Here is a 23158-nt window from a genome sequence, read left to right on the forward strand (position 1 = left end):
GAACTGCTCGCTGGTTAGCGGATGATGCCGCAGCCGACACGGTCGCCGGCACCGCCGATGGGCTGGGTGAGGTGGTCATCGGGGTTCTCGTGGATGACCAACGTGGAGCCGTCGGCATCGAGCAGTGAGGGCATTGACCCGCCGGAAATGGTCACCAGCGAGGTGAAGAACTCCGCTTGGGCAATGCCATCGGCCGCCGCGTACAGGTTGGGCAGGTCGCCGTTGTCGTGATTGTCCACCGTGCGCTGAGGGTTCTTCAAGCCGTGCTGCGCTTCATCGGTAGCCGTGAGGTGACCACCAGCGGCTTTGAAGTCAGGAGTACAAGCACCAACTTCGTGCAGATGGATGCCATGTGCGCCGGGGGTGAGGCCGCTCATCGACACCGTGATCAGTACCCCTGTCGGCCCCTGCTCAAACTCGGCGCTGCCCACGACATCGCCATCGGGGTTGACAATGCTGGCCGAGGCTGAGGTGCCAACCCGGTCAGCCTCGTAATCCTGCTCGTTGTCGTCGCTCCCACAGGCCGCGGCCATCAAGAAGAGGCAGGCGACAAGAGCAGGGATTCTCCAAGTGCTCCAAGAAATCATGGGGGCGAGGCTATACCGCGCTACAGGCTCAACCGCGCCAATGAAGTTCAGCAGCGGAAGCGGTGGGCGCGGGATTGGCGGCGAGTGGCGAATTGGGCGGCGCGTTGTTCGGGGGTGACGCGGATCACGAAGTCGGGAAGGTGGTTGTCTATCTCTGCGAAGGGGACCACGAGGCCCTCGGGGGTGGGCATGGTGGTGCTTAGGACCCAACGGAAGGTGATGAGGGCCTCGGGGCGGCCCTCGGTGTCGAGCCAGTTCTGCACGCCGGGGTCGTGATGGGCTACCACGATACGGAATCGGCCGTCGGGGTCCACTGCGATCTGGGCGTTGTTGAGGCTCACGGTGCGGTTGGCGAAGTCCAGCGACTCGAACCAGGCGTAGCTGTAGAGCATGAACGACCAGTACTGGGCGTCGGGCACGTCGCAGCTCACTACCAGGGCCTCGTCGGGCCCCAGTTCGTAGGAGCAGCCGCCGTACCCGATGGCGTCGGCCCCGCCGGGTACCGAGCGGGGGCCGTAGAACACGTTGGGCGGGGCGGCTCGGCGGCTGCGCTCCATCCACTGGTTCCAGAACACCAGGGCGTCCTCGGCCCAGGCCATGGCCCGGTCCAAGCCGTCGGCGAACTGGGCTGGGTCGAGCGGGTCGGGCTGCTGGCCTTCGCTGCCCACCCGCTCGATGAAGAATCGGCCCGGCTCGTCGACTCCCCAATCCACGTTGTACTCCCGCACCGAGATGTGGTCGGTGTGCTCGTCGATGGACAGCCAGTTGCCGTCGTGGGGGGTGGCACTGGCAATGAAGGTGAAGCTGCCGTCGGGACCCACGGCGAAGTCGTCGCTGGAGCGCTCGGCGGTGATGCCCAGACGGTTCTGGTGCATCTCGCCGTGGGCGCTTTGGATCACGAACATCGCCCCTGGCGGCAGCCACCCAGTGATCTGATAGGAGTGCTCGGCGCTCACGTGGGCCCGCCAGTAGGTGTTGTCCACGTTGGGCCCGCCCCAGCGCATCACGTCGTCGTTGTGGCGGTACATCACGGGAAAGTCCCGATCGCCAAACTCCACCTGCTCGATCCACCCCTGCATCAGCAGCCGACCCAAGTGCCGGTAACCCTCGGCCCGATCAGCCGCCCCCGCGGGAAAGTCGTCGCCCAGCAGTCGATCGCCCGCGGCCTTCAACCGATCGCAGAAGTCCCGCCACGCGTCGCCCGACACCAGTTTCTGGTTGTTATCCACGACCCTGAAGCTAGTGGCGTGCCTGATCAGATGCCGGGGGCGTGGCGGGTGAGGACTCGCAGGGAGCCGGTGGCGGGCTGCTCGGCGAAGGCGCCGGATTCCATGGCTCGGCAGTAGATCTCGTAGGGGGGGCGACCGCCGTCGGCGGGGTTGGGGAATACGTCGTGGATGGCCAGCCTCCCGCCGACGGCCACGTGGGGCACCCAGTTTTCGTAGTCGGCGTGGGCCGGCTCGGTGCCGTGACCGCCGTCGATGAACAAGAAGGCCAGCGGGGTGGACCAGTTTTGGGCGATGGCCACCGAGTGGCCCACCAGCGCTACCACGCTCCCCTCCAATCCGGCCTCGTACACGGTGCGGCGGAAATGGGGCAGGGTGTCGATCAGCCCGACCTCTGGGTCCACCAGATCGGGCTCGTGCCACTCCCAGCCGGGTTGGTTCTCCTCTGACCCTCGATGGTGATCCAAAGCGAACAGCACCCGGCCCTGTGACTGGGCGGCATCTCCCAGATATACCGACGACTTGCCGCAGTAGCTGCCCACCTCGAGCAGTGGCCCGGCAACCTCCAAATTGCACGCTGCTTGATGGAGAGCTAGCCCCTCGTCGGGAGGCATGAACCCCCGGGCGGCCTCAGCGAACGCCTGCCGATTGGGTTCCATCGCCTGCCAATTCGGGGGCCCGCTCAGAGTGGCCTTCACCTTCCACTAGGGTGCCGAACAGATAGCGGTCGCACACGGCGTACTTCACCAGCCACACCGTGCCGAATGCCCCCACCGACGCGGCGGTGATGAACCATCCGTTGTCGGTGGCGGCGTCTACCAAGCCCACAGCCAGCGACGACAGGGCCAGCCCAGCCAGCGAGACCAGCCAGAAGGGCAGCACCACTCGACCCCACTGAGTGGGGCCGTTGTCGTCCCACACCCACCCCCGGTACAGGAAATAGACGGGGATGTTGGCGATCACGAAGGCCACCAGATTGGACACCAGACCCGACCAGCCGAATAGGTCGTAGCACACCCGCAGAATGGTCTGACCCAGCACCACCCCCACCGCCGACGTACCGCAGTAGCGCAGCAGGCGGCGCCAATTGTCCAAGACGTGAGCGCGGGTGGAGTCAAGAAGCGACATGGGGAGAAATAAGCGTACCCCAGCGCCTCTCAAATCCGACCACCCGGTCCTAGGCCATAAAGTTTGCCTAACTCGGACGGTAGGATCAGTCGGTCATGCAGGCAGAGGTAGATGCGCTCATCGAACTGCTGGATCTGGAGCCCATCGAGAAGGACATCTTCCGGGGAGTCAGCCCCCAAGAAGACCGCCAACGGGTGTTCGGCGGCCAAGTGGCCGGCCAGGCCCTGGTGGCCGCCACTCGCACGGTGGAAGATCGCTCGGTCCACAGCCTCCAGGCCTATTTCATCCGCCCCGGAGATGTGGAGGCGCCTTTGGTGTATCTGGTGGAGCGGGTGCGCGACGGCCGCTCTTTCACCACCCGCCGGGTGACCGCCATCCAGCATGGCCAGCCCATCTTCGCCATGTCGGCTTCTTTCCACAAAGAAGAGGAGGGCTTCGAGCATCAAACCGACCTTCCCGCAGGCATCCCCGACCCTGAGGAACTGGAGCCGTTTGTGTGGGATGGCTTCCCGGTGGACGACCAAGGCCGAATGATCCGCCCCATTGAGCTGCGCTACGTGACCGGCTCGCCCGCCGAACGGGGCCAGAGCCGAGAGCCCCGCTTGCAGGTGTGGCTGCGGGCCACCGGCACGCTGCCCGAGAACCCCGTACTGCACACCTGCATGTTCACCTACGCCAGCGACATGACGGTGCTGGACACCGCCACCAAGGCGCTGCCGGTGCGGGGCAACGAGATCGACATCCAGGCGGCCAGCCTCGACCACGCCATGTGGTTCCACCGGCCGCTGCGCATGGATGACTGGATCTTTTTGGACCAGGTGTCCAACTCGGCCTCCAACGCCCGGGGCTTGGCGTGGGGCACGGCGTGGAACCGCACCGGCGAACTGGTGGCCTCGGTGGTGCAAGAGGGATTGATCCGACCGCTGCGAAAACAACCATGAGCATCTGCTGCCGGGCGGTAGCGGTGCTGGCCGCGGCCTTTCTGCTGGCCAGCGCTTGCGGTAGCGGTAACGACGATGTCGCCCAGCGTGATGATGGTCCGGCAAGTATGCCCACGGCTGCGGCCACCGCTGGTGCAGCAGCCACGACGGCCCCCGCTCAACAATCAGGCGCCGACGCCCCCACCGTTGCCGGAGATCAGCCGGCAGGCTCCCCTGCGACCGGCTCGGCCTCCGACCAAGGCGAGGACGCACCAACCGCAGTGGCCGACCAGCCTGAGGAGTCAAACCTGGTGTTGACCCCGGTGGCGTCGCTCACCGATCCGATGGCGCTCGTCGCCCGACCGGGCACCGGCGGCACCAGCGGAGACCTCTACGTGGGCACCCGGGAGGGCCAGGTGTGGCTCATGAGCGCCGACGGGGATGAACCTCCCGAGATGGTGCTGGATATCAGCGCCCAGACCAATCCCGAGTGCGAGGAGGGGCTGTTGGGCATCGCCTTTTCCCCCGATGGATCGCTTCTCTATGTGAGCTCAACCGACCTGAGGGGCGACAGCTTGATCGTGGAGTACCCCATGAGCGGACAGTGGGTTCAAGGCGACCAGGGTCGGACGGTGCTGAGCGTTGACCAGCCAGCCTGCAACCACAATGGCGGCCATATCGCCTTCGGACCCGACGGCTACTTGTGGATCGGGTTTGGCGACGGCGGCGGCCGCGATGACATGTTCAACCAAGGCCAGAATCTCAACACCCTGCTCGCCACCATGCTCCGCATCGATCCCGAAGCCAACGGCAATTCGGCCTACTCCATTCCCACCGACAACCCGTTTGCCGACGGCGGGGGGCGAGCCGAGATCTGGCACTACGGAGCTCGCAACCCGTGGCGGTTCTCTTTCGACCGAACCACCGACGACTTGTGGATCGCTGATGTGGGACAAAACGAGTGGGAGGAAATCCACGTACTACGGGCGGCCGACGGCTGGGCACCAGGGGCCAACCTGGGGTGGCCGCTGTTCGAGGGCAACGTCCGGTTCTCCGGCACTGAGACTCCCGAAGACTTGGACTTCCCCATTCACGTGTACGACCACGACACGGGCTGTTCGATAACCGGCGGCCACGTGTACCGGGGTTCGGCCATACCCAGCCTGGTGGGCACCTACGTGTTCGGCGACTTCTGCCAGGGCCGCCTGTGGGGGTTGACCACCGATGGCCAAGGAGTGGTCACCCGGGAGGAACTCAACCTCTCGGTCCCCGGTGGCACGCTGGTGTCGTTCGGCGAAGATGCGGCCGGCGAGTTGTACGTATTGAGCTTCGATGACACGGTGTACCGGCTGGAGCTCGCTCGATAGTACGCGTCATTTTTCGGATGCAAGAATGAGCCGGTGAAGTTGAGCGGGGGGGAAGCTCTCGTCAAGTCGCTGGTCCGAGAGGGCGTCGAGGTCGTCTTCGGTATCCCCGGCATCCAGACATACGGGATTGTGGCCGCGCTGCGCGACGAGCCCGGCATTCGGATGGTCACCACCCGGCACGAGCAGGCCGCCACCTACATGGCCTACGGATACGCCCGCGCGTCAGGCAAGCCGGGAGTGGCTCTGGTCGTTCCCGGCGTCGGCATATACAACGCCGCTGCGGGATTGGCCACGGCCCACGCCCGCTCCTGTCCGGTACTGCTCATTGCTGGGCAAATTCCCCGAGGGCAGATAGGTATGAACCTCGGCGGGGTCCATGAGATCGAAGACCAGATGGACATTGTGCGACCCATAACCAAATGGCGCCAGCAAGCCCTGACGCCAACGGAGATTCCCGGGGCCGTATCCGAGGCATTTCGACAAATGCGCACTGGTCGCCCCCGTCCGACCTACATCGAATGCCCACCGGATGCTCTGGTGGAACGAGATGAAGTCGAGCTCATGGACCCCATCCCCATCTCCCGAGCCATGCCCAGCCGCGAGCAACTGCAACAAGCCGCCTCGGCCATTTCGGAATCCCGACTTCCCCTGATCGTCGCCGGAGGCGGGGTAGCTCTCTCCGGCGCGGAGCAGGCGCTCCTCGACCTAGTCGAGGCCACCAATATCCCAGTCATCACGTCGGGCGGCGGCAAGGGTGCCATCCCCGACAACCATCCTCTGTGCTACGGCTCATGCGTCAGCCCCGGCGGTGAACGGCACGAGATGAATCAGCTCTTGGACGTTATGAAGACCGCCGATGTTGTCATCGGGATTGGAACACGCTTTTCTCTGGGCAACCCAGCCGGGAAGTCGTCGACGCTCGTGAACATCAACATCGACGACTTCGACCTCACCCGGATTCAAGACAACACCATCCCCCTGCACGGCGACGCCCAAGCAACCATCGACTCTCTGTTGCCACTTCTTGTTGAAGCCGGGTGTAGAGACCGCCCCTCCCCCGCTCAAGCCGTGTCCGCCGCCCGTCGCCTGATCGCCTACTACGACATCCGAGACAACGAACCGCAATACCCCATCTTGGAAGCGATCAGAACGGGGACTCCCGAAGACGCATATACCGTGTGGGACGTGACCCAGTTCGGCTTCTATGCCCGAACCCACTGGCCGGTGAACCACCCGAACACTTACATCGACTCTGGGTACTCGTTTAATTTGGGCTTTGCGTTCCCGTCAGCGCTGGGAGCAAAGCTGGCCAAACCAGATTGCCCGGTCGTGTGCTTCGCCGGGGACGGCAGCTTCATGTTCAACTCACCTGAGTTGTCAACCGCCGTCCAATACGGAATCAACATCACCACCGTCATCTTCAGAGATGACTCCTACGGCAACGTGGCCCGCGACCTAGACGATTTCTTCGACGGCGCCTACGGAACCGACCTCGCCAACCCCGACCTCGTGAAGTTCGCCGAGTCGTTTGGCGCCATTGGCATGAGGGCAGACGACCCCATGGACCTTGAAACACTTATCCCTGCTGCGCTCGAACAACCGGCACCAGTGGTCATCGACGTCCCTATAGGCCATATTCCCCTGCCTCGGCCCAAGCAGATCGAACATGTACCCAAACTGCCCTGGACCCATCCCCAGAAGGGGCTGATCTCGTCCTAGAGCCGAACTGCCGAGCGGCAGACCTAGCCGGTTTCGTACCAGCCGGAAGCGATGAGAATGTCATCCCGCTTGACGATCCACGTGTGCTTGGTCTCCTGCTGGCCGCTTTGCGGGTTGAGGTAGACGTAATCCACCCACTTGCCAGTCTCGGTGGCGGTCACCATCTCATCAGCGGCGGCCAGACCTTCGGGGGTGGCACCGAGGATCTCGTGGAGGGTTTGGCCCACATTGTCGGGAACCGTCGGATGGGCCAGCACCACGCCGTCGAGGTCGACGGCGAACCCGTACCATTGGCCGTCCACGCTAGGCGGGTCGGTGCTGTCGGGAGAATCCAAGTGATCGATCAGGGCGCTGCGTCCGTTGGACTCATAGAACCATATGACGTCTTCGACGAACGCCCTGGTGTAAGAGCCGGGCTCGGCTTTGGTGGGCCGAGGAACGGGATAAGTGTCCTCATACCAGCCCGATCCAAAGATCAGGTCGCCCCGCCGTATGGCCCAAGTGTGCTTGGTGCCGCCGGTGTCGGTCTGCGGGTTGTAGAACACGTAGTCCACCCAGTGGCCTGACTCGTCAGAATCCACCAGATCCCGGCCATAGGCATAACCGGTTATATCCACTCGCTGAGCTGAGTTGAAGCCAATCCGCGAAGGGATGGTGGCGTGGGCCACGCCAATTCCAGAGTTGGCATCAATTATGAACACGTACCACTGGTCGTTGGAGCCAGCCTCGTTGTTGTAGTAATCGATGGTGGCCTGCCGGCCGGTCTCTTCGTAGCGGTCGAGGGCCTGCTGCACATACCACTTGGTGTACGCGTCCCGCTCGGTCTTGGGGGGTGGACCGGCCATCGCTCCATCATCATCGTTGCCGCACGCAGCCAGCGCGAAGATCCCAACGGCTACAGCAGCCATTGCGGCGATGAACACTCGGCATCGACTTCTACGCATTTGGTTCACCATCCTGTTCCATTTATAGGTAGCTCAGGCTACCAGCAGCCCTTGAAAATCTGGTGTGAATGAAGTGTGGGTGCCTAGTGGGCGTAAAGGCGGAGATTGAGCCAGGCGTCGTCGGCCAGGTTGAGGAGGGGCTCGGGGTAGATGCCGAAGGCCAGGGTGAAAAGCACCACGATGGCAACAGCCAGGGCTGGACCACGGGGGATGCGCAACCGAGGGGCGTCGGGATCGGGGGCATCCAGGAACATGGCCACCACGATGCGCAAGTACAAGAAAGCAGCCACCACCGCAGCCAACATGGCGATCACCGCCAGCCAGAAGGAGCGGGCATCCACCGCCGCGGTGATCACCTCGAACTTGGCCCAGAACCCGGCGGTGAATGGGATGCCGGCCTGCGACAGCAACAGCACGGTGAAAGCTCCGGCCAACAGCGGGCGGCGGGCGGCCAGACCCTGGAGGTTTTCGAGAGCGGTACCCTCATCGCCCGGGCTACTGACCACGGTGATCACCGCGAAGCTGCCGATGGCCATGGCCGCGTAGGCGGCCAGGTAGAACAGCACGCTGGCCACGCCGTCATCAGTGGCGGCCTGCACGCCGACGAGGATGAACCCGGCGTGGCTGATCGAGGAGTAGGCCAAAATCCGCTTTACGTCGGTCTGGACGATGGCCAGCATCGACCCCACCGCCAAGCTGGCGATGGCCAGCCCGAACACCACCGGCTGCCAGTCGTCGGCCACCTCGCCGAACCCGGCGAAGAACACCCGGAGCAGGGCGGCGAACCCGGCCGCCTTCACCCCGGCAGCCATGTACGACACCACCGGCGAGGGCGCCCCCTGGTACACATCCGGGGTCCAGGCGTGGAACGGCACGGCGGCCACCTTGAAGCCGAACCCCACCAACAGCATGGCCATACCGGCCAGTAGCAGGCCGTTGTCGCTCAGGCGTTCGTTCTCCAGGATGTTCTGGATGCCAGCCAGGTTGAGCGACCCGGTGGCCCCGTACACCAAGGCGATCCCGTAGAGCAGAAACGCCGAGGCGAACGCCCCCAGCACGAAGTACTTGATGCCCGCTTCCTGCGATTCGGCCCGGCGCAGATGCATGGCCACCAGCACGTACACCGCCAGCGACAAGATCTCCAGGCCCAAGAACAACACGATGAGGTTGTTGGCTGAGGCCATGGTGATGCCGCCAGCAGCCGACAGCATCAACAGCACGTAGAAGGCGGGACCGTCCACGCTCTCCCGCTGCAAGAACCCATCGGCCACCAATGCGGTCAAAACCACGGTGCAGGCCAAAAGCACGATGATGAACACCGAGAACCCGTCCACGCCGATAGAACCGGCAACAACCGAGTGGGGACCCCATTGCCAGGCCCGAATCCACACCGGAATTGCGGTAGCCAGCACCGCCAGTCCGGTGGCCACCGTCCACGCCGCCGGGAACCACTTGGGCAGCCATCGACCGGCCACCGACACAATGGTCAACAGCACCACCGCCCCCCCGGCCATCACCAGATGGGGGATGAGCGGCAGCCACTGGATGTCGGGAATGTCGGCCTGGGCGAGGATCGAGAGCATCAGTGGCCCTCCCCCTCGTCGCCGTACTCGGCCTTGAGCTTGCGGAGATCCTCGAAGCTGCCCTCGGGCCGATCACCCACGGTGGGCGATTCGAATCCCTCGACTTCTTCCATGTGCTCGATCAGCGCATTGACGGCCGGCTCCATGCGCTCGATCACCGGCTTGGGGTACACCCCCAGAAACACGATGAGCCCCACCAGCGGCACCATGACCAGCTTTTCCTGCCAGTTGAGGTCGGGCATCGAGCGGTTGGCGTCGTCGGGGGTGCCGTGGAACACCCGCTGGTAGGCCCACAGCAGGTACAGCGCGGCCAGGATGACCCCGGCGGCGGCCACCACCGCCCACCAGCGGTGGGCCACAAAAGCCCCGGCCAAGATCAAGAACTCGCCCACGAAGCCGTTGAGGCCGGGCAGCCCCACCGACGACAGCATCACCACGGTGAACACCGCGGCCAGCACCGGGGCGGCCTTCTGAAGCCCGATCATCTCGGAGATCTGGCGGGTGTGGCGGCGCTCGTAGATGAAGCCCACCAGCAAGAACAGCGCCCCGGTGGAAAGGCCGTGGTTCACCATCTGGAGCAGCCCGCCTTCGATGCCCTCGGTGTTGATGGAGAATATGCCCAGCACGATGAACCCGAGGTGGGCCACCGAGGAGTACGCCACCAGGCGCTTCAGGTCGCGCTGCATGGTGGCCACCACCGCGCCGTACAAAATGCCGATCACCCCCAGGGTGAACAGCAGCGGGGCGAAGTAGCGGGACGCTTCGGGGAACAGGTACAGGCCGAAGCGGACCAGGCCGTAGGTGCCCAGCTTGAGCAGCACCCCGGCCAAGATCACCGACCCAGCGGTGGGGGCTTCGGTGTGGGCGTCGGGCAGCCAGGTGTGGACCGGGAATATGGGCACCTTCACGGCGAAGGCCAGCGCGAACGACAGGAAGATCCAGCGGGCAGTGATGGTGGGCAGTTCGCCCGCGCTGTTGGCGAGTTCGAGAAGATTGAACGTGACCGCCCCGCCGGTCTCCCGGGCGGTGAGCAGCGCCAGGGCCAGCATGCCCACCAGCATGAGGGCTGAGCCCAGCATGGTGAACAGGAAGAATTTGGTGGCCGCGTACTTGCGGTTTTCGTGGCCCCACTTGCCGATGAGGAAGTACATGGGGATCAGCACGACCTCGAAGAACAAGAAGAACAGCACCAGATCGAGGGCCAGGAATACCCCCAGGCAGCCGGTTTCCAGCACCAGCATCCAGATGTAATAGGCCTTGGCGTCGTGGGGCGGGTCGCAGGCCACGATGGCGATGGGGAACAGGAAACCGGTGAGCACCACCAGGAACAGTGAGATGCCGTCCACCCCGACGTGCCAGGAGATGCCGGCTGAGCCGATCCATTCGGCGAGCTGGGTGAACTGGAAACCGCCGTCGCCGGCCTCGAATGCCGCCATGAGCCACAGGGTGAGCGCCCCGGTGGCCGCCGAGGTAGCCACCGCCACCGGCTTGAGCACCTCCGAGCGGGAGGGGGCGATCAGCGCGATGGCCGCCGCGCCCACCAGCGGCAGGAAGATGATGACCGGAAGCACCATCGAGCCGTCCATCAGAACCCTGCCCTCGAGATGAACCAGGCCAATAGCCCCACCGCGCCGATGGCGATGCCCAGGGCGTAGCTGCGCACCAGGCCGGACTGCGACACCCGCAGCTTGGTCCCGGCCCGGCGGATCAGGGTGCCGGTGGCGTTGACCGCGCCGTCCACCACCTGCTCATCGAACTGGGTGGTGCGCTCGAACGCCCGGCGTCCGGGACCGCCCATGAAGTTGGTGATGGTCTCGTCGATGCGCCACGCCCGGGCCAAGAAGGGGTGTTCGATGCGGGCCGGATCGATCCGACGGCGGATGTACACCGCAGCCCCGGCCGACACCCCGCCCAGGCTGCCGACGATGGCCACGATGGCCAGCACCCACTGGGTGCCGCCGCCGAAGGGAAGATGGCCGGCGTTGCCGAACAGCGACGGCTTGAGCCAGTTGCCCAAGAAATGGACATCGGAGGTGAACGGCAGATTGAACACCCCGGCCACCATGGCCAACCCCGCCAGCAGCACCAGCGGAACGGTCATGGTCCAGGGCGATTCGTGGGGATGGCGGTGGGGCTTGTCGTCGGTGGCTTCGGCTTCAGAGTCAGCCCAGCGGGGCGGGCCGAAGAACGTCATGAGCACCAGCCGAGTCATGTAGAAGGCGGTGAGGATGGCGGTGGCCAACAGCAGCACCCATAGCACCTTGTTCTCACCATAGGCGTAGGCCAGGATCTCGTCTTTCGACCAGAAGCCCGAGAACGGCGGCACCCCGGCGATGGCCAGCCAGCCGGCCACAAAGGTCATCGAGGTGATGGGCAGCAGCCGGGCCAGCCCGCCGTAGCGGCGGATGTCTTGGTCGCCGTCCATGCCGTGGATCACCGACCCGGCCCCCAGGAACAACAGCGCCTTGAAGAAGGCATGGGTGACCATGTGGAAGATGGCGGCCACGTAGGCCCCCGAACCCACGGCCACGAACATGAACCCGAGCTGGCTGACGGTGGAGTAGGCCAGCACCTTCTTGATGTCGTTTTGGGCTACCGCGATGGTGGCGGCCATTAGGGCGGTGCCCAGGCCCACCCACATGATGAGGTCGGGCACCCAGCTGTGGGCCTCGGCGATGATGGGGCTCATCCGGGTGAGCAGGTACACCCCGGCGGTCACCATGGTGGCGGCGTGGATGAGCGCCGATACCGGTGTGGGGCCAGCCATGGCGTCGGGCAACCAGATGTGCAGCGGGAACTGGGCCGACTTACCGGCTGCGCCCACCAATAGCAGCACCACGATGGCTGACGCCGTGCCCGCAGCCACGCCGTTGGACTCCAGGTCGTAGAAGATCTCCCCGTACTGGAGCGACCCGAAGGTCAAAAACGCCAGGAACATGGCCACCAAGAAGCCCCAGTCGCCCACCCGATTGGTGACGAACGCCTTTTTTCCGGCAGAGGCGTTGGCCTCGTCGGTGAACCAGAACGAGATCAGCAGATAGGAGCACGCCCCCACGCCCTCCCAGCCCAGGAAGGTGAGCAGCAAGTTATCGCCCAGCACCAGCATGAGCATGGAGAAGGCGAACAGGTTGAGGTAGATGAAGAACTTGGAGAAGTCCTCGTCGCCGTGCATGTAGCCGATGGAGTAGAGATGGATGAGGGCCCCCACCCCGGTCACGAACAGGGCCATGGTGATGGACAGCGGGTCGGCCAGAAAGCCGATGTCCACGGCCAGCTTCCCGGCCGGCACCCACTCGAACAGGGTGACCACCGTCTCGCGCTCGTCGCCCTCGTGGCCCACCAGCCCGATGAACACCAGCAGGGTGGCGATGAACGAGCCGCCCATCATGGCGGTGGCCAGCCAACCGGCCCGAGGCTCGCCCAGACGGCGGCCCATGGCCATCAGAATCAGCACCCCGGCCAGCGGGAAGGCGGGGATCAACCAGACGAGGTCTACGAGAGTGCTCATGGCGGCGCTATCCCCTCAGCGCCGATAGGTCGTCGGCGGTGGCCTGGGGGCGGCGGCGGTTGATGGCCACCACGATGGCCAGGCCCACCACCACCTCCGCGGCGGCCACCACCAGCACGAAGAACACCGACACCTGACCGCCGATGTCGCCCAGCTCCCGCCCGAAGGTGATGAAGGTGAGGTTGACGGCGTTGAGCATCAGCTCCACGCACATGAACATGATCAGCGGGTTGCGCCGCACCAAGAGCCCCACCGCGCCGATGGTGAACAGCGCGGCGGCCAGGATCAGATACCAGGAGGCGGTGACCATCAGTCGTCCCCCGCGGTTCCCTGGGCATCGTCGCTACGGGCCATGCGGCGCGACATGACCACCGCGCCCACCACCGAGATGGTGAGCAGGGCGGCGGTGGCCTCAAAGGCGTACACGTAGTCGGTGAACAATGCGTCGGCGATCTGGTGCAGGTTGGAGTACTGATCAGACAGATCGGCCTTCAGAACCCCTGCGCGGAGCGCACCGATTTCGCTGTTTAGGAGAAAGACCACCGCCAAACCGAAGGTGCCCAGGCCCACCAAAGCGGCCAGGGTGCGCTGGCCGGTGATGGGCTCCACCGACAGGTCTTCCAACCGGTCGACGCCCAACAGCATGATCACGAACAAGAACAGCACCACGATGGCGCCGGCGTAGACGATGATCTGGACCGCGGCCAAAAAGTGGGCCTCCAGATTGAGGAACAGCACGGCCATGCCAAACAGGGTCCCCACCAGGCTCAACGCGGCGTGAACCGGGTTTCGGGCCAACACCACTCCCAGCGCCCCGGCCAGCACGATGGCCGCGCACACTATGAAGACAGCGGTCTCCATCAGTGGTGGCCCCCATGATCGTCGTGTTCATCGTCGCCCGCGTCAGCATCAGCGTCGGCCGGCTCTTCCTCCGTTTGGCCCCGCTCCGGCGAGCGGATGCCATAGCCCAGCTCGCCCGACCAGGCCACCTTGCCCTCGTAGGCGGCCTGACCCGATGGCGATGTAGCCCGCACCCACGCCGAGGTGTGCTCGTCGTCGCCGGGATGCCAGTCCTCCCAGGGAAGCTGCTGGGGCCGACCGTCGTCACCCACCACCAGCTCGTCTTTGGTGTAGATGGCGTCGGACCGGTTGGTGAACGAGAACTCGAACAGCTTCGACTCGGTGATGGCCTCGGTGGGGCAGGCCTCCACGCACAGATCGCAGTGGATGCACCGCAGGTAGTTGATCTCGTACACGTAGCCGAAGCGCTCGCCGGGCGACACCGGGTCGTCGGGCGGGTTGTCGGCCCCTCGCACGTAGATGCAGCGGGCCGGACACACGCCGGCGCACAGCTCGCATCCGATGCACTTCTCCATGCCGTCCTCGTAGCGGTTGAGCACGTGGCGGCCGTGGAAGCGCTCGGGCTTGGGGCGCTTCTCGTCGGGGTATTGGGTGGTGACCACCCGGCCGGTCTCGGTGCCCTTCAGCAGCTTGCGCAGCGTGACCGCAAATCCTTGGAGGTATCCCATTAGGCGAAGCCTCCTTGCGGGTCGAGTTCTCGGCGTTGGCGAGCGGTCCGCAGGGCCAGGGCCAGCAGCCCGGCCAGGGCGACCATGATGGCCATCATCACGATCACGGCGGCGGCCCGGTTCCAGCCCCGGTCGCCGGCCACGTCATAGGAGGCCAGCACCAGCAACCAGCCCAGCGACAGGGGGATGAGCAGCTTCCAGCCCAGGTCCATGAGCTGGTCGTAGCGGAAGCGGGGCAGAGTGGCCCGCAGCCACACGAAGGAGAACAAGAACAGCATCAGCTTGATGAAGAACCACAGCAGACCCGACAGCCAGCCGATCGAAGTGAAGTCGGGGCCGTTGGGGCCGCCCAAGAACAGCGTCACGATGATGGCCGACATGGTGATGGTGTTCATGAACTCGGCCAGGTAGAACAGGGCGAAGCGGATGGAGCTGTACTCGGTGTGGAAACCGCCCACCAGCTCCTGTTCGGCCTCCACCAAGTCGAACGGGGGCCGGTTCAGCTCGGCGGTGGCCGCAATCAGGAAGATGACCATGGGCACCACCCAGGTGACCCACAGGTTCCAGTTCCACACCGACTGCTCGGCCACGATCTGATTGGTGGACAAGCTGCCCGACTTCAACAGCACCGCAGCCAACGACAGTCCCAAGGCGGCCTCGTACGACACCATCTGGGCCGAGGCTCGCACCGACGCCAAAAGCGGATACTTGGAGCCCGACGACCAGCCAGCCAGCATGACCCCGTACACGGCCACCGACGACATGGCCAGCACCAGCAGGATCCCCACCGGTGGGTCGGACACCTGGAGAAGGGTCTCGTGGCCGAACAAGGTGACCCGGCCGTTGCCGCCGCTGAAATCGCCCCCTACCGGGACCACGGCGAACACCAAGAAAGCGGGCACCAGCGACAGATAGGGAGCCAGCTTGAACACCAGCCGATCGGACTGCTCGGGGATCAGGTCTTCTTTGAAGAACAGCTTTATGCCGTCGGCCAGCGTCTGAAAGATGCCGAACGGCCCGGCCAGATTGGGGCCGATGCGGTTCTGCATGTCGCTGATGACCTTGCGTTCGAACCAGATCATCAACATCACGGCCACCAACAAGATCGCGAAGGCCACCCCCACCTTGAGCAAGGTGATGAGCACCTCAGCCAGGCCCACTCCGCCGATATACAGCGGGTCGAGGCCAAACACACTCGGACCGAGCACCGCGGTCATCGGACCTGAACCCCTTGGAGCGGCCGATCCGCGGTCATCGAGTTTGGATCCTCACGTCGGTGACCACCGCATCGGCATCGATCAGGTCTCGCACGTCCCGGTCGGGGTGGTTGTACCCGAAGACCGCAGTGCCTCGGGGCACGCCGGGGTCGGCCACCACCGGCATGCCCATCTCGCCGATGTGCGAGATCACCTGCACCTCGGTGCCGGGATCAACGCCGACCCGGTCAAAGTCATAGGGGTTGACCGCAAGGGCCGCGGTATTGGCCAGGCCGGCCAACGAGGGGGCGTGCTGCACCAGAGTGCCCCGGTCGTACATGCGCCGAGCCGACACCAGCCGCAGGCTGTAGGCGTCCACATGGGGCACTTCAGTGGGGCTTTCCGGCGGAGTGAACTCGATGGAACTGTTTGCCGCCACCTCGCCATCGGTCTCGGCGTCGATGGCCTCCAAGGAGAGGCTTCGGTGCGATGGCGCCGCCCGGACGATCTCGTCCCACACCTCTTCTGGACTGCCGAAACCGAAATCGGCGTCGAGCTGTCGGGCGAGCTCAGATGCGATGGCCCAGTCGGCTCGGGCCGTACCCGGCGAGGTAACCACTTGGCGCTCCCGGGTGATCCGGCCCTCCATGTTGGTGTGGGTGCCTCGGCGCTCACCGAAGCCGGCCGCGGGGAACACAATGTCGGCTTGAGCCGCAGACGGATGCAAGAACAGGTCGGAGGCGATGACCGTGCCGGCGCGGCTCAAGGCCGACTCGGCCACCTTGCGGTCGGGGAAGTCGCCCAGAGGGTCGGCGCCCAGCAGGATCAACACGTCGATGTCTCCGCCGGCAGCCGCTTTCAGGATGCCTCGGGCGTCGGCACCGGGCGATGCGGGTACCGAGCCCCACGATTCAGCCAGCGCAGCGCCGCCGTCGGCCAGGGTCACCCGACCGGGCAGCAGGCCAGGCGCCATGCCCATGTCCAACGCACCGAGCACATTGCCCCGGTGCAGCGCGGGCAAAAAGGCAATGCCCGGTCGCCCACCTGCGGTCAGCAGCTTGGCCAACTTCATCAGCTCGGCCGCGGCCTCTACCGTGGGGCCTGCCGCCTCGGCCAGCGATGGGCGGCCCAGGATCACGGTGATCGGCTGGTCGGCCCGGTCGGCCAACGCGGCCGCCGCTTCGGCCAGGGCCTCGGCCGAAACCCCGCCAATCTCGCCGTCGGGTCCGGCGTCGATGTCGCCGCCCACCAGGGCGGCCGCAACCGCCGCGGCCTCGCCCGGACGGTGGTGCAAACGGTGGGCCGCCAAGTGGCTCAGCCCGGTTGCCCGGGGGGTGAGCTCGATGAGCTGCACGCCGTCGTTGACCACGGCGTGGCGGAGCCTCAGATACAGGGTGCCCTGCTCCTCTTTGGGATCAGCAGCCATCAAGATGACGGTGCCGCCCGGCGTGCAGGCCCGATTTATGGTGGCCCGGGGCAGGCCGAGCACCGCGTCAGCGGGCAGACCATCGTCGAGTTGGGCGTCGACGTGATCGGTGCCGATGACGCCTTTGGCCAACCGAGCCCAGGCGTACTGGTCTTCGTTGGTCAGGCGGGCCCCACCCAAAACGGCCACCGACTGGGGGCCCTTGTTCTCGACCGCCGCCAGGATGGCGTCGGCCGCCATGGCCAGGGCTTGGTGCCAGGAGGTCTCAACCAGCTCGGGGCCGTCGGGATCGGGCTGGCCCAACGGAGTTCCCCGCACCAGCGGCGACCGCAACCGCAGCTCGCTGGCGGTTGCCTCAAACGAGAAGCGGTCCTTGTCGGTGAGCCATCCCCAGTTGACCGCGTCGCTGTCCACGCCCTGATAGCGCAGCACCTGATCGCGGGAGGCCTGCACCACCACCCGATCACCCATCGGATTGGGATAGGTCGACTCCACCTCGGTGAGATCCCACGGGCGGGCCTTGAACCGATAGGGCACCGCGGTGAGCGCCCCCACCGGGCAGATTTGCACGGTGTTGCCGCTGAAGTACGAGGAGAAGGGCAGGTCGGGAAAGGTGTTCACCTGGGATTGGTCGCCCCGGTCTTGGAAGGTGATCAGCGGATCACCGGCCACCTCGTCGGCGAATCGGGTGCAGCGGTCGCACAGTATGCAGCGCTCCCGATCCAGGTACACCAGATCGTTCACGGGAATGGGCTTTTCGAAGTGGCGCTTCTCCTCGATGAACCGGCTCTCACCCGGGCCGTAGGCCATGGTCTGGTCTTGGAGGGGGCATTCGCCGCCCTTGTCGCACACAGGGCAGTCGAGCGGGTGGTTGAGCAGGAGGAACTCCAGCACCCCGTCCTGGGCCTTGCGGGTCTGATCGGAGGTGGTGTCCACCACCATGCCCTCGGTGACTTCGACCATGCAGGAGGGTTGCAGGGCTGGGCCCCGCCCGGTGTCGATGTCCACGATGCACATGCGGCACATGCCCACCGAGTTCATGCGGGGGTGGTAGCAGAAATGGGGAATGTACACTCCGGCCCTCTCGGCGGCGGCAATGACCCACTCGCCGGGGGCGGCCTCCACCGGTTGGCCGTTGACGGTGATGTTGACCACGGTTTCGGTCTCGCTCACGATGCGACCCCTGAGTTCGTAGTGACGGTTACCGCGGTGGCGGGCAAGTAGGCCTCGAACTCACCGCGGAACCGCTCCAAAGCCGAGGCGATGGGCGACACGGCCGACGGTCCCAGCGGGCAGATGGTGGTCTGGCGGGGCGGCCAGTTGATGCCGGGGCTGATGTTGTCGCAGACATCCATCAACAGATCAAGATCTTGGGGGCGACCCTGGCCCGACAGAATGCGGCTGAGGATCTTCTCCAGCCAGGAGGTGCCCTCCCGGCACGGGGTGCACTTGCCGCAGGACTCCCGGGCGAAGAACCTCACCACGTTGTGGCAGGCCTTGACCACGTCGGTGGTGTCGTCCATCACCACGATGGCCCCCGAGCCGAGCATGGAGCCGGCCTGGTCCACGGTGGCCTTCTCTAGGGGAATGTCGAGGTGCTCCTCGAAGAACCACGGGGCCGACGCCCCGCCGGGGATGAACGTCTTGAGGGTGCGGCCGGGGTGGAGGCCTCCGGCGTAGCGGGGATCGAAGATGATGTCGCGGAACGTGGTGGTGCCGAAGGGCACCTCGAACACGCCGGGAGTGGCCACGTGGCCCGACACCGCGAACACCCGGGTGCCCGTGGAGCTGTCGGCCCCCATGGCCGCGAAGGCGGCCCCGCCGTTGGACACGATCCACGGCAGGTTGGCCAGGGTCTCCACGTTGTTGACGATGGTGGGCTTGCCGTAAAGGCCGATAGAAGCCGGGAAATAGGGCGGCTTCAGCCGGGGCATCCCCCGATTCCCCTCCAGGCTCTCGATGAGGGCGGTCTCCTCGCCCACGATGTAGGCCCCCGCGCCCCAGTGAAGGGTGATGTCCACCGAGAAGTCATCGGCGCCAAGCACGTTGCGGCCCACGTAGCCGGCCTCGTAGGCCTCGTTGAGGGCGGCAGCCAGGCGCTCTTGGGCGTGGGCCATCTCGCCCCGCACATACAAGAAGCACTGGGAGAGACCGAGGGCATAACAGGCAATCAAACAACCCTCGATGAGCTGGTGGGGGTCGCGCTCCATGAGCAGGCGGTCTTTGTAGGTGCCGGGTTCGGACTCGTCGCCGTTCACCACCAGATAGCGGGGCCACACTCCTGGAGGGCAGAACCCCCACTTGACCCCGGCGGGGAACCCGGCGCCACCCCGGCCGAGCAAGCTGGCGGTGCGAACCTCCCCGTGGACCTCGGCAGGCGCCATCTCCAGCGCCCTGCGCAATCCGGCATAGCCCCCGGTGCGCTCGTAGCCGGCCAGGGTGTGGCCGTCGTCAACATCGAAGCGGGAGGTGATGATCTGCAGGTCTTGGGCTGCGGGCGCGCTCATGAGCCGTCTCCGTTGTCGGAGGGGTTGCGGGCCATCCAGTCGGGCTCGCCCTGGCCGTCGGGGGGCGATACCCCGGCCCAGCGGTCCTCCCTGACGTGCTGGCGCACCTTGGCCAGCTGGCCGTGAGGAGCGATCCCGGCGGTACCGGCCCGCAATTGGCCCACGATCTCGTCGAAGTCCTGGGTGCTCACCCGGTTGCGGTAGCGGTAGTTGACCTGGAGACAGGGGGCCTCGGTGCAGGCGGCGATGCACTCCACCGCCTCGAGGGTGATCTTGCCGTCGTCGGTGGTCCCGCCGGGCCTCACCCCCAAGGTGTCCTCAGCGTGATGGATCAGCTCGGACGCCCCCAAAAGGTGACAGGAGATGCCGTTGCAAATGTTGACCATGTAGTCGCCCACCGGCTCGCGCTTGAGCATCTCATAGAAGCTGCACGTACCCATCACCTCGGCGGGGGTCACGCCCACCAACTCGGCGATATGGGCCATGGCTTCCTCGGTTACATAGCCGTCTTGTTCTTGGGCCAAGTGCAGCAAGGGGATGAGCGCGGACCGGGGAACCGGGTATCGGCCGATGATCTCTTGGGCAACCGTGAGGCTGGCAGGGTTGAGGCGGGCCATGGTTAGCGGTCCACCTCCCCCATGATGGGATCGACCGATGAGATGATGGCCACCGCGTCGGCCACCATGCCTCCCCGCATCAGATGGGGCAGGGTTTGCAGGTTCACAAAGCTGGGACCGCGGATGTGCATGCGATAGGGCACTGCCGAGCCGTCCGACACCATGTAGCAGCCCAGCTCGCCCCGGGGAGACTCCACCGCGGCGTACACCTCGCCGGCGGGCACCTTGAATCCCTCGGTGAATATCTTGAAGTGGTGGATGAGGGCCTCCATCGACTCGTCGATGCGGGCCCGAGGCGGCGGGGTGACCTTTTTGTCCTGCACTCGGTAGTCGCCCGAGGGCATCTGGTCGAGGATCTGGGCCAAGATGCGGATGGACTCTCGGATTTCGTTCAGCCGGATGGCATAGCGGTCGAAGCAGTCGCCGTAGGTGCCCACCACCACGTCGAAGTCCACCTCGTCGTAGGCCAAATAGGGCATATCCCGGCGCAGGTCCCAGACATAGCCGGTAGACCGCAGGATGGGTCCGGTCACCCCCAAGGCCAGGCACTCGGCGGTGTTGATGACCCCCACTCCTTGAAGCCGCTCCCGGTAGATGGGCTGGCCGGTAAGCAGGGTGTCGAACTCGTTGAGGCGGGCGGGCAGCGTGTCGATCAGGGTGAGCACCTCATCGCGCCAGCCGTCGGGCAGATCGGCGGCCACCCCACCGGGCCGGATGTAGTTGTGATTCATCCGCAGTCCGGTGATGGTCTCCAACAGCCGCAGGGCCTCTTCTCGCTCCCGCCAGCCGTAGAGCATCATCGACACCGCGCCGATGTCCATGCCGTTGGTGGCCTGGAACAAAAGATGAGAGCTGATGCGGTTCAGCTCGCACATCAGCATCCTGATCCAGGTGGCCCGAGGGGGAAGCTCCAAACCCAGCAACGCCTCGGTGGCCATCGAGAAGGCCAGCTCGCTGAACAGCGGGGAGGCGTAGTCCATCCGGGTGACGTTGGTGGGACCCTGGAGGTAGGTGAGGGTCTCGGCGGTCTTCTCCATGCCGGTGTGGAGGTAGCCGATGACCGGCTTGGACCGCATCACGGTCTCCCCCTCCATCTCCAGCATGAGCCGCAGCACCCCGTGGGTGCTGGGGTGCTGGGGCCCCATGTTCATGACCATGCTGGTGTCGCTGGTTCCGGCTTCGGCCTCCAAGCGCTCGCCGTCGTCCTCGCCGATGCGAAGCACGGCGCTGTTCTCCCGGCGGCGGACGGCCTCGTCGGTGGCGACCTCCACCGTGGTGTCCGGGGCGCTCATCTCGTCGCCTTGAACTGCACTGGACGAGTCATGGACACAGTCTTCGCCGAATTCATCGGGTGGCCTTGAACTGGACAGGTATGTGCCCCACAGAGAAGTCCTTCCGCAGCGGGTGGCCTTCCCAATCAGGGGGCATGAGGATGCGGGAGGGGTCGGGGTGGCCTTCGAAGACGATGCCGAACATGTCGGCTACCTCCCGCTCCAAGGCCTCGGTGCCCGGGTACAGATCGAACAGGGTGGGCACGGTGGGGTCGTCGGCCGGAACCTGCACCCGCAGCCTGATGCGACCCGGCGCAGCGTGGGAGATGAGCGTGACCACCAGCTCGAAGCGCTCGGGCGTCACCTCGGGGGGCAAGTCGGTGCGGCCGGGGTGCTCCAGGTAGTCCACCGCGGTCACGTCGAGGGCCGACACATAGCCCTCGTCGCGCAAACCGGACACCGTCTCGACGAACTGGTCGCGGGGCACATGCAGTACCGAGTCGTTCATGTACGAATAACCACGCCCGTTGATTTGCGCAAGATCGTGGTGGCGAACATCAGGTTCTCCCGACCGGACGTATAGCCATGGGCATGCTCTGGCCGTCGCGCTGGTCGACGGTGAGGTTGGCCCCCGCCCCGGTCTCGTCCCGCCGGCGGGTGATCTCTCCGCTGGTGATCTTGTCGTGAAGGGTCAAGATGGCGTGCATGAGGGTTTCCGGGCCTGGTGGGCAGCCGGGGGCGTACACGTCTACCGGCACAATCTGGTCGACCCCCTGCACGATGGCGTAGTTGTTGAACATGCCCCCGCTCGAAGCGCACACTCCCATCGAGATCACCCACTTGGGCTCCATCATCTGGTCGTAGATGCGGCGCAGGATGGGGGCCATCTTTTGCGAGACCCGGCCGGCCACGATCATCAGGTCGGCCTGGCGGGGAGAGGCCCGGAAAACTTCCATCCCGTAGCGGGCCAAGTCGTAATGGGCCCCGCCGGTGGCCATCATCTCGATGGCGCAGCAGGCCAAGCCGAAGGTGGCCGGCCAGCAGCTCCGAGCCCGGGACCACTTGACCAGATCTTCGAGCTTGCCGGTCACGAAGTTGTGGTCGACTCCCTCCAACCCTTGATCGAGAACGACCTTGGGGTCACCCAATAGTGGCAGCTTCATGCCGCTTCCTCCGGGGCGCCTCGTCCGTCCAAGCCCACTCGGCGGATGGTGGTGTCGCTTGTGCGGCGAGCCGACACTTGGGGGTCACGCCGCCACTTCGGGCGAGACGGCCCCCAATCGAGGGCACCGTTGCCGATGAGGTACACGAACGACTCGAACACAGCCAGAGCGAAGATACCCATGGCCACCAAGCCGAACAGGCCCAGCCCCCGGTAGGACACCGCCCAGGGATACAAGAAGATGATCTCGATGTCGAAGACGATGAAGATCATGGCGATGAGGAAGAACCGGACCCCGAACCGCTCCGGAGCGTCGGTGCTCTCCTCCACCCCGCACTCGTAGGGGGCCAGCTTGGCCTTGGTCTGGCGCCGGGGGGCCAGCAGTCGGGAAGCGCCAAAGCTCAGAGCGGCGAACAGCACGGCCAAGACTCCGAGGGCGAAGATCGGCAGGTATTGGCCGGTCATCGC

Annotated in this window: 21 protein-coding genes and 1 pseudogene; 3 read left to right on the top strand and 19 right to left on the bottom strand. The window is 65.4% G+C overall.

Going from position 1 to position 23158, the window contains the following annotated elements:
• Positions 1-14: 14 nt before the first annotated feature.
• The 4 genes from ACOGJC_RS06565 to ACOGJC_RS06580 are packed head-to-tail and all read right to left on the bottom strand — an operon-like array spanning position 15 to position 2941.
• Positions 15-587 carry a superoxide dismutase family protein gene (locus tag ACOGJC_RS06565; protein ID WP_419847709.1) on the bottom strand — a complete coding sequence of 191 codons (573 nt, stop codon included), beginning with the start codon at positions 585-587 and terminating at the stop codon, positions 15-17.
• A 47-nt stretch (positions 588-634) separates the two neighbouring features.
• On the bottom strand, positions 635-1816 hold the full coding sequence (locus ACOGJC_RS06570; protein ID WP_419847710.1) for a DUF1214 domain-containing protein: 1182 nt from the start codon (positions 1814-1816) through the stop codon (positions 635-637).
• A 26-nt stretch (positions 1817-1842) separates the two neighbouring features.
• Positions 1843-2472: a class I SAM-dependent methyltransferase gene (locus ACOGJC_RS06575; RefSeq protein ID WP_419847711.1), complete on the bottom strand. Its 630-nt coding sequence runs from the start codon at positions 2470-2472 to the stop codon at positions 1843-1845.
• Positions 2444-2941, bottom strand: coding sequence for a GtrA family protein (locus ACOGJC_RS06580; RefSeq protein WP_419847712.1), 498 nt, complete (start codon positions 2939-2941; stop codon positions 2444-2446). Before ACOGJC_RS06580 ends, ACOGJC_RS06575 begins: the two co-directional genes overlap by 29 nt.
• 95 nt (positions 2942-3036) lie before the next feature.
• Between ACOGJC_RS06580 and ACOGJC_RS06585 the strand changes: the two genes are divergently transcribed.
• From ACOGJC_RS06585 to ACOGJC_RS06595, 3 genes are read left to right on the top strand one after another with little or no spacing between them, the layout of a single operon-like run.
• Positions 3037-3882 carry an acyl-CoA thioesterase gene (locus ACOGJC_RS06585; RefSeq protein WP_419847713.1) on the top strand — a complete coding sequence of 282 codons (846 nt, stop codon included), beginning with the start codon at positions 3037-3039 and terminating at the stop codon, positions 3880-3882.
• Positions 3879-5228, top strand: coding sequence for a PQQ-dependent sugar dehydrogenase (locus ACOGJC_RS06590; protein ID WP_419847714.1), 1350 nt, complete (start codon positions 3879-3881; stop codon positions 5226-5228). Before ACOGJC_RS06585 ends, ACOGJC_RS06590 begins: the two co-directional genes overlap by 4 nt.
• Positions 5229-5261: 33 nt before the next feature.
• Entirely contained in the window at positions 5262-6947 is a 1686-nt protein-coding gene (locus tag ACOGJC_RS06595; protein ID WP_419847715.1) for a thiamine pyrophosphate-binding protein, read from the top strand.
• Between the two features lie 23 nt (positions 6948-6970).
• Here the strand turns inward: ACOGJC_RS06595 and ACOGJC_RS06600 are convergent, their stop codons facing one another.
• From ACOGJC_RS06600 to ACOGJC_RS06670, 15 genes and pseudogenes are all read right to left on the bottom strand, one after another.
• Positions 6971-7870 carry a cache domain-containing protein gene (locus ACOGJC_RS06600; protein WP_419847716.1) on the bottom strand — a complete coding sequence of 300 codons (900 nt, stop codon included), beginning with the start codon at positions 7868-7870 and terminating at the stop codon, positions 6971-6973.
• 104 nt (positions 7871-7974) lie between these two features.
• Positions 7975-9474: an NADH-quinone oxidoreductase subunit N gene (locus ACOGJC_RS06605; RefSeq protein ID WP_419847717.1), complete on the bottom strand. Its 1500-nt coding sequence runs from the start codon at positions 9472-9474 to the stop codon at positions 7975-7977.
• Positions 9474-11060 carry a complex I subunit 4 family protein gene (locus ACOGJC_RS06610; protein WP_419847718.1) on the bottom strand — a complete coding sequence of 529 codons (1587 nt, stop codon included), beginning with the start codon at positions 11058-11060 and terminating at the stop codon, positions 9474-9476. The genes ACOGJC_RS06605 and ACOGJC_RS06610 overlap by 1 nt, the downstream gene beginning before the upstream one ends.
• Positions 11060-12982: an NADH-quinone oxidoreductase subunit L gene (nuoL, locus tag ACOGJC_RS06615; RefSeq protein WP_419847719.1), complete on the bottom strand. Its 1923-nt coding sequence runs from the start codon at positions 12980-12982 to the stop codon at positions 11060-11062. The genes ACOGJC_RS06610 and nuoL overlap by 1 nt, the downstream gene beginning before the upstream one ends.
• Positions 12983-12989: 7 nt before the next feature.
• Entirely contained in the window at positions 12990-13292 is a 303-nt protein-coding gene (gene nuoK, locus ACOGJC_RS06620) for an NADH-quinone oxidoreductase subunit NuoK (protein WP_419847720.1), read from the bottom strand.
• Positions 13292-13843, bottom strand: a complete 552-nt coding sequence (locus ACOGJC_RS06625; protein ID WP_419847721.1) for an NADH-quinone oxidoreductase subunit J — start codon at positions 13841-13843, stop codon at positions 13292-13294. The genes nuoK and ACOGJC_RS06625 overlap by 1 nt, the downstream gene beginning before the upstream one ends.
• A complete protein-coding gene (gene nuoI / locus ACOGJC_RS06630; protein WP_419847722.1) occupies positions 13843-14511 on the bottom strand; it encodes an NADH-quinone oxidoreductase subunit NuoI in 669 nt (222 codons plus the stop codon). Before nuoI ends, ACOGJC_RS06625 begins: the two co-directional genes overlap by 1 nt.
• Positions 14511-15728, bottom strand: coding sequence for an NADH-quinone oxidoreductase subunit NuoH (gene nuoH / locus ACOGJC_RS06635; RefSeq protein WP_419847723.1), 1218 nt, complete (start codon positions 15726-15728; stop codon positions 14511-14513). The genes nuoI and nuoH overlap by 1 nt, the downstream gene beginning before the upstream one ends.
• Before the next feature lie 34 nt (positions 15729-15762).
• Entirely contained in the window at positions 15763-18306 is a 2544-nt protein-coding gene (locus ACOGJC_RS06640) for a molybdopterin-dependent oxidoreductase (RefSeq protein ID WP_419847724.1), read from the bottom strand.
• Complete coding sequence (gene nuoF, locus ACOGJC_RS06645; protein WP_419847725.1) at positions 18303-19640, bottom strand: NADH-quinone oxidoreductase subunit NuoF; 1338 nt, start codon at positions 19638-19640, stop codon at positions 18303-18305. Before nuoF ends, ACOGJC_RS06640 begins: the two co-directional genes overlap by 4 nt.
• On the bottom strand, positions 19637-20257 hold the full coding sequence (nuoE, locus tag ACOGJC_RS06650; RefSeq protein WP_419847726.1) for an NADH-quinone oxidoreductase subunit NuoE: 621 nt from the start codon (positions 20255-20257) through the stop codon (positions 19637-19639). Before nuoE ends, nuoF begins: the two co-directional genes overlap by 4 nt.
• Positions 20258-20259: 2 nt before the next feature.
• Positions 20260-21549 (bottom strand): NADH-quinone oxidoreductase subunit D, encoded by a 1290-nt coding sequence (locus ACOGJC_RS06655; protein ID WP_419847727.1) that lies wholly within the window; start codon positions 21547-21549, stop codon positions 20260-20262.
• A gap of 52 nt (positions 21550-21601) precedes the next feature.
• The gene (locus ACOGJC_RS06660; protein ID WP_419847728.1) at positions 21602-22036 is read right to left on the bottom strand and encodes an NADH-quinone oxidoreductase subunit C; all 435 of its coding nucleotides are present in this window, start codon (positions 22034-22036) and stop codon (positions 21602-21604) included.
• A gap of 118 nt (positions 22037-22154) precedes the next feature.
• Positions 22155-22643, bottom strand: a pseudogene (locus ACOGJC_RS06665) (NADH-quinone oxidoreductase subunit B); the annotation flags it as partial.
• A 44-nt stretch (positions 22644-22687) separates the two neighbouring features.
• Entirely contained in the window at positions 22688-23155 is a 468-nt protein-coding gene (locus ACOGJC_RS06670) for an NADH-quinone oxidoreductase subunit A (protein ID WP_419847729.1), read from the bottom strand.
• Positions 23156-23158 lie beyond the last annotated feature (3 nt).

Origin of the sequence: Candidatus Poriferisocius sp. (assembly GCF_965204015.1) — a bacterium.
GTDB lineage: Bacteria > Actinomycetota > Acidimicrobiia > Acidimicrobiales > Bin134 > Poriferisocius.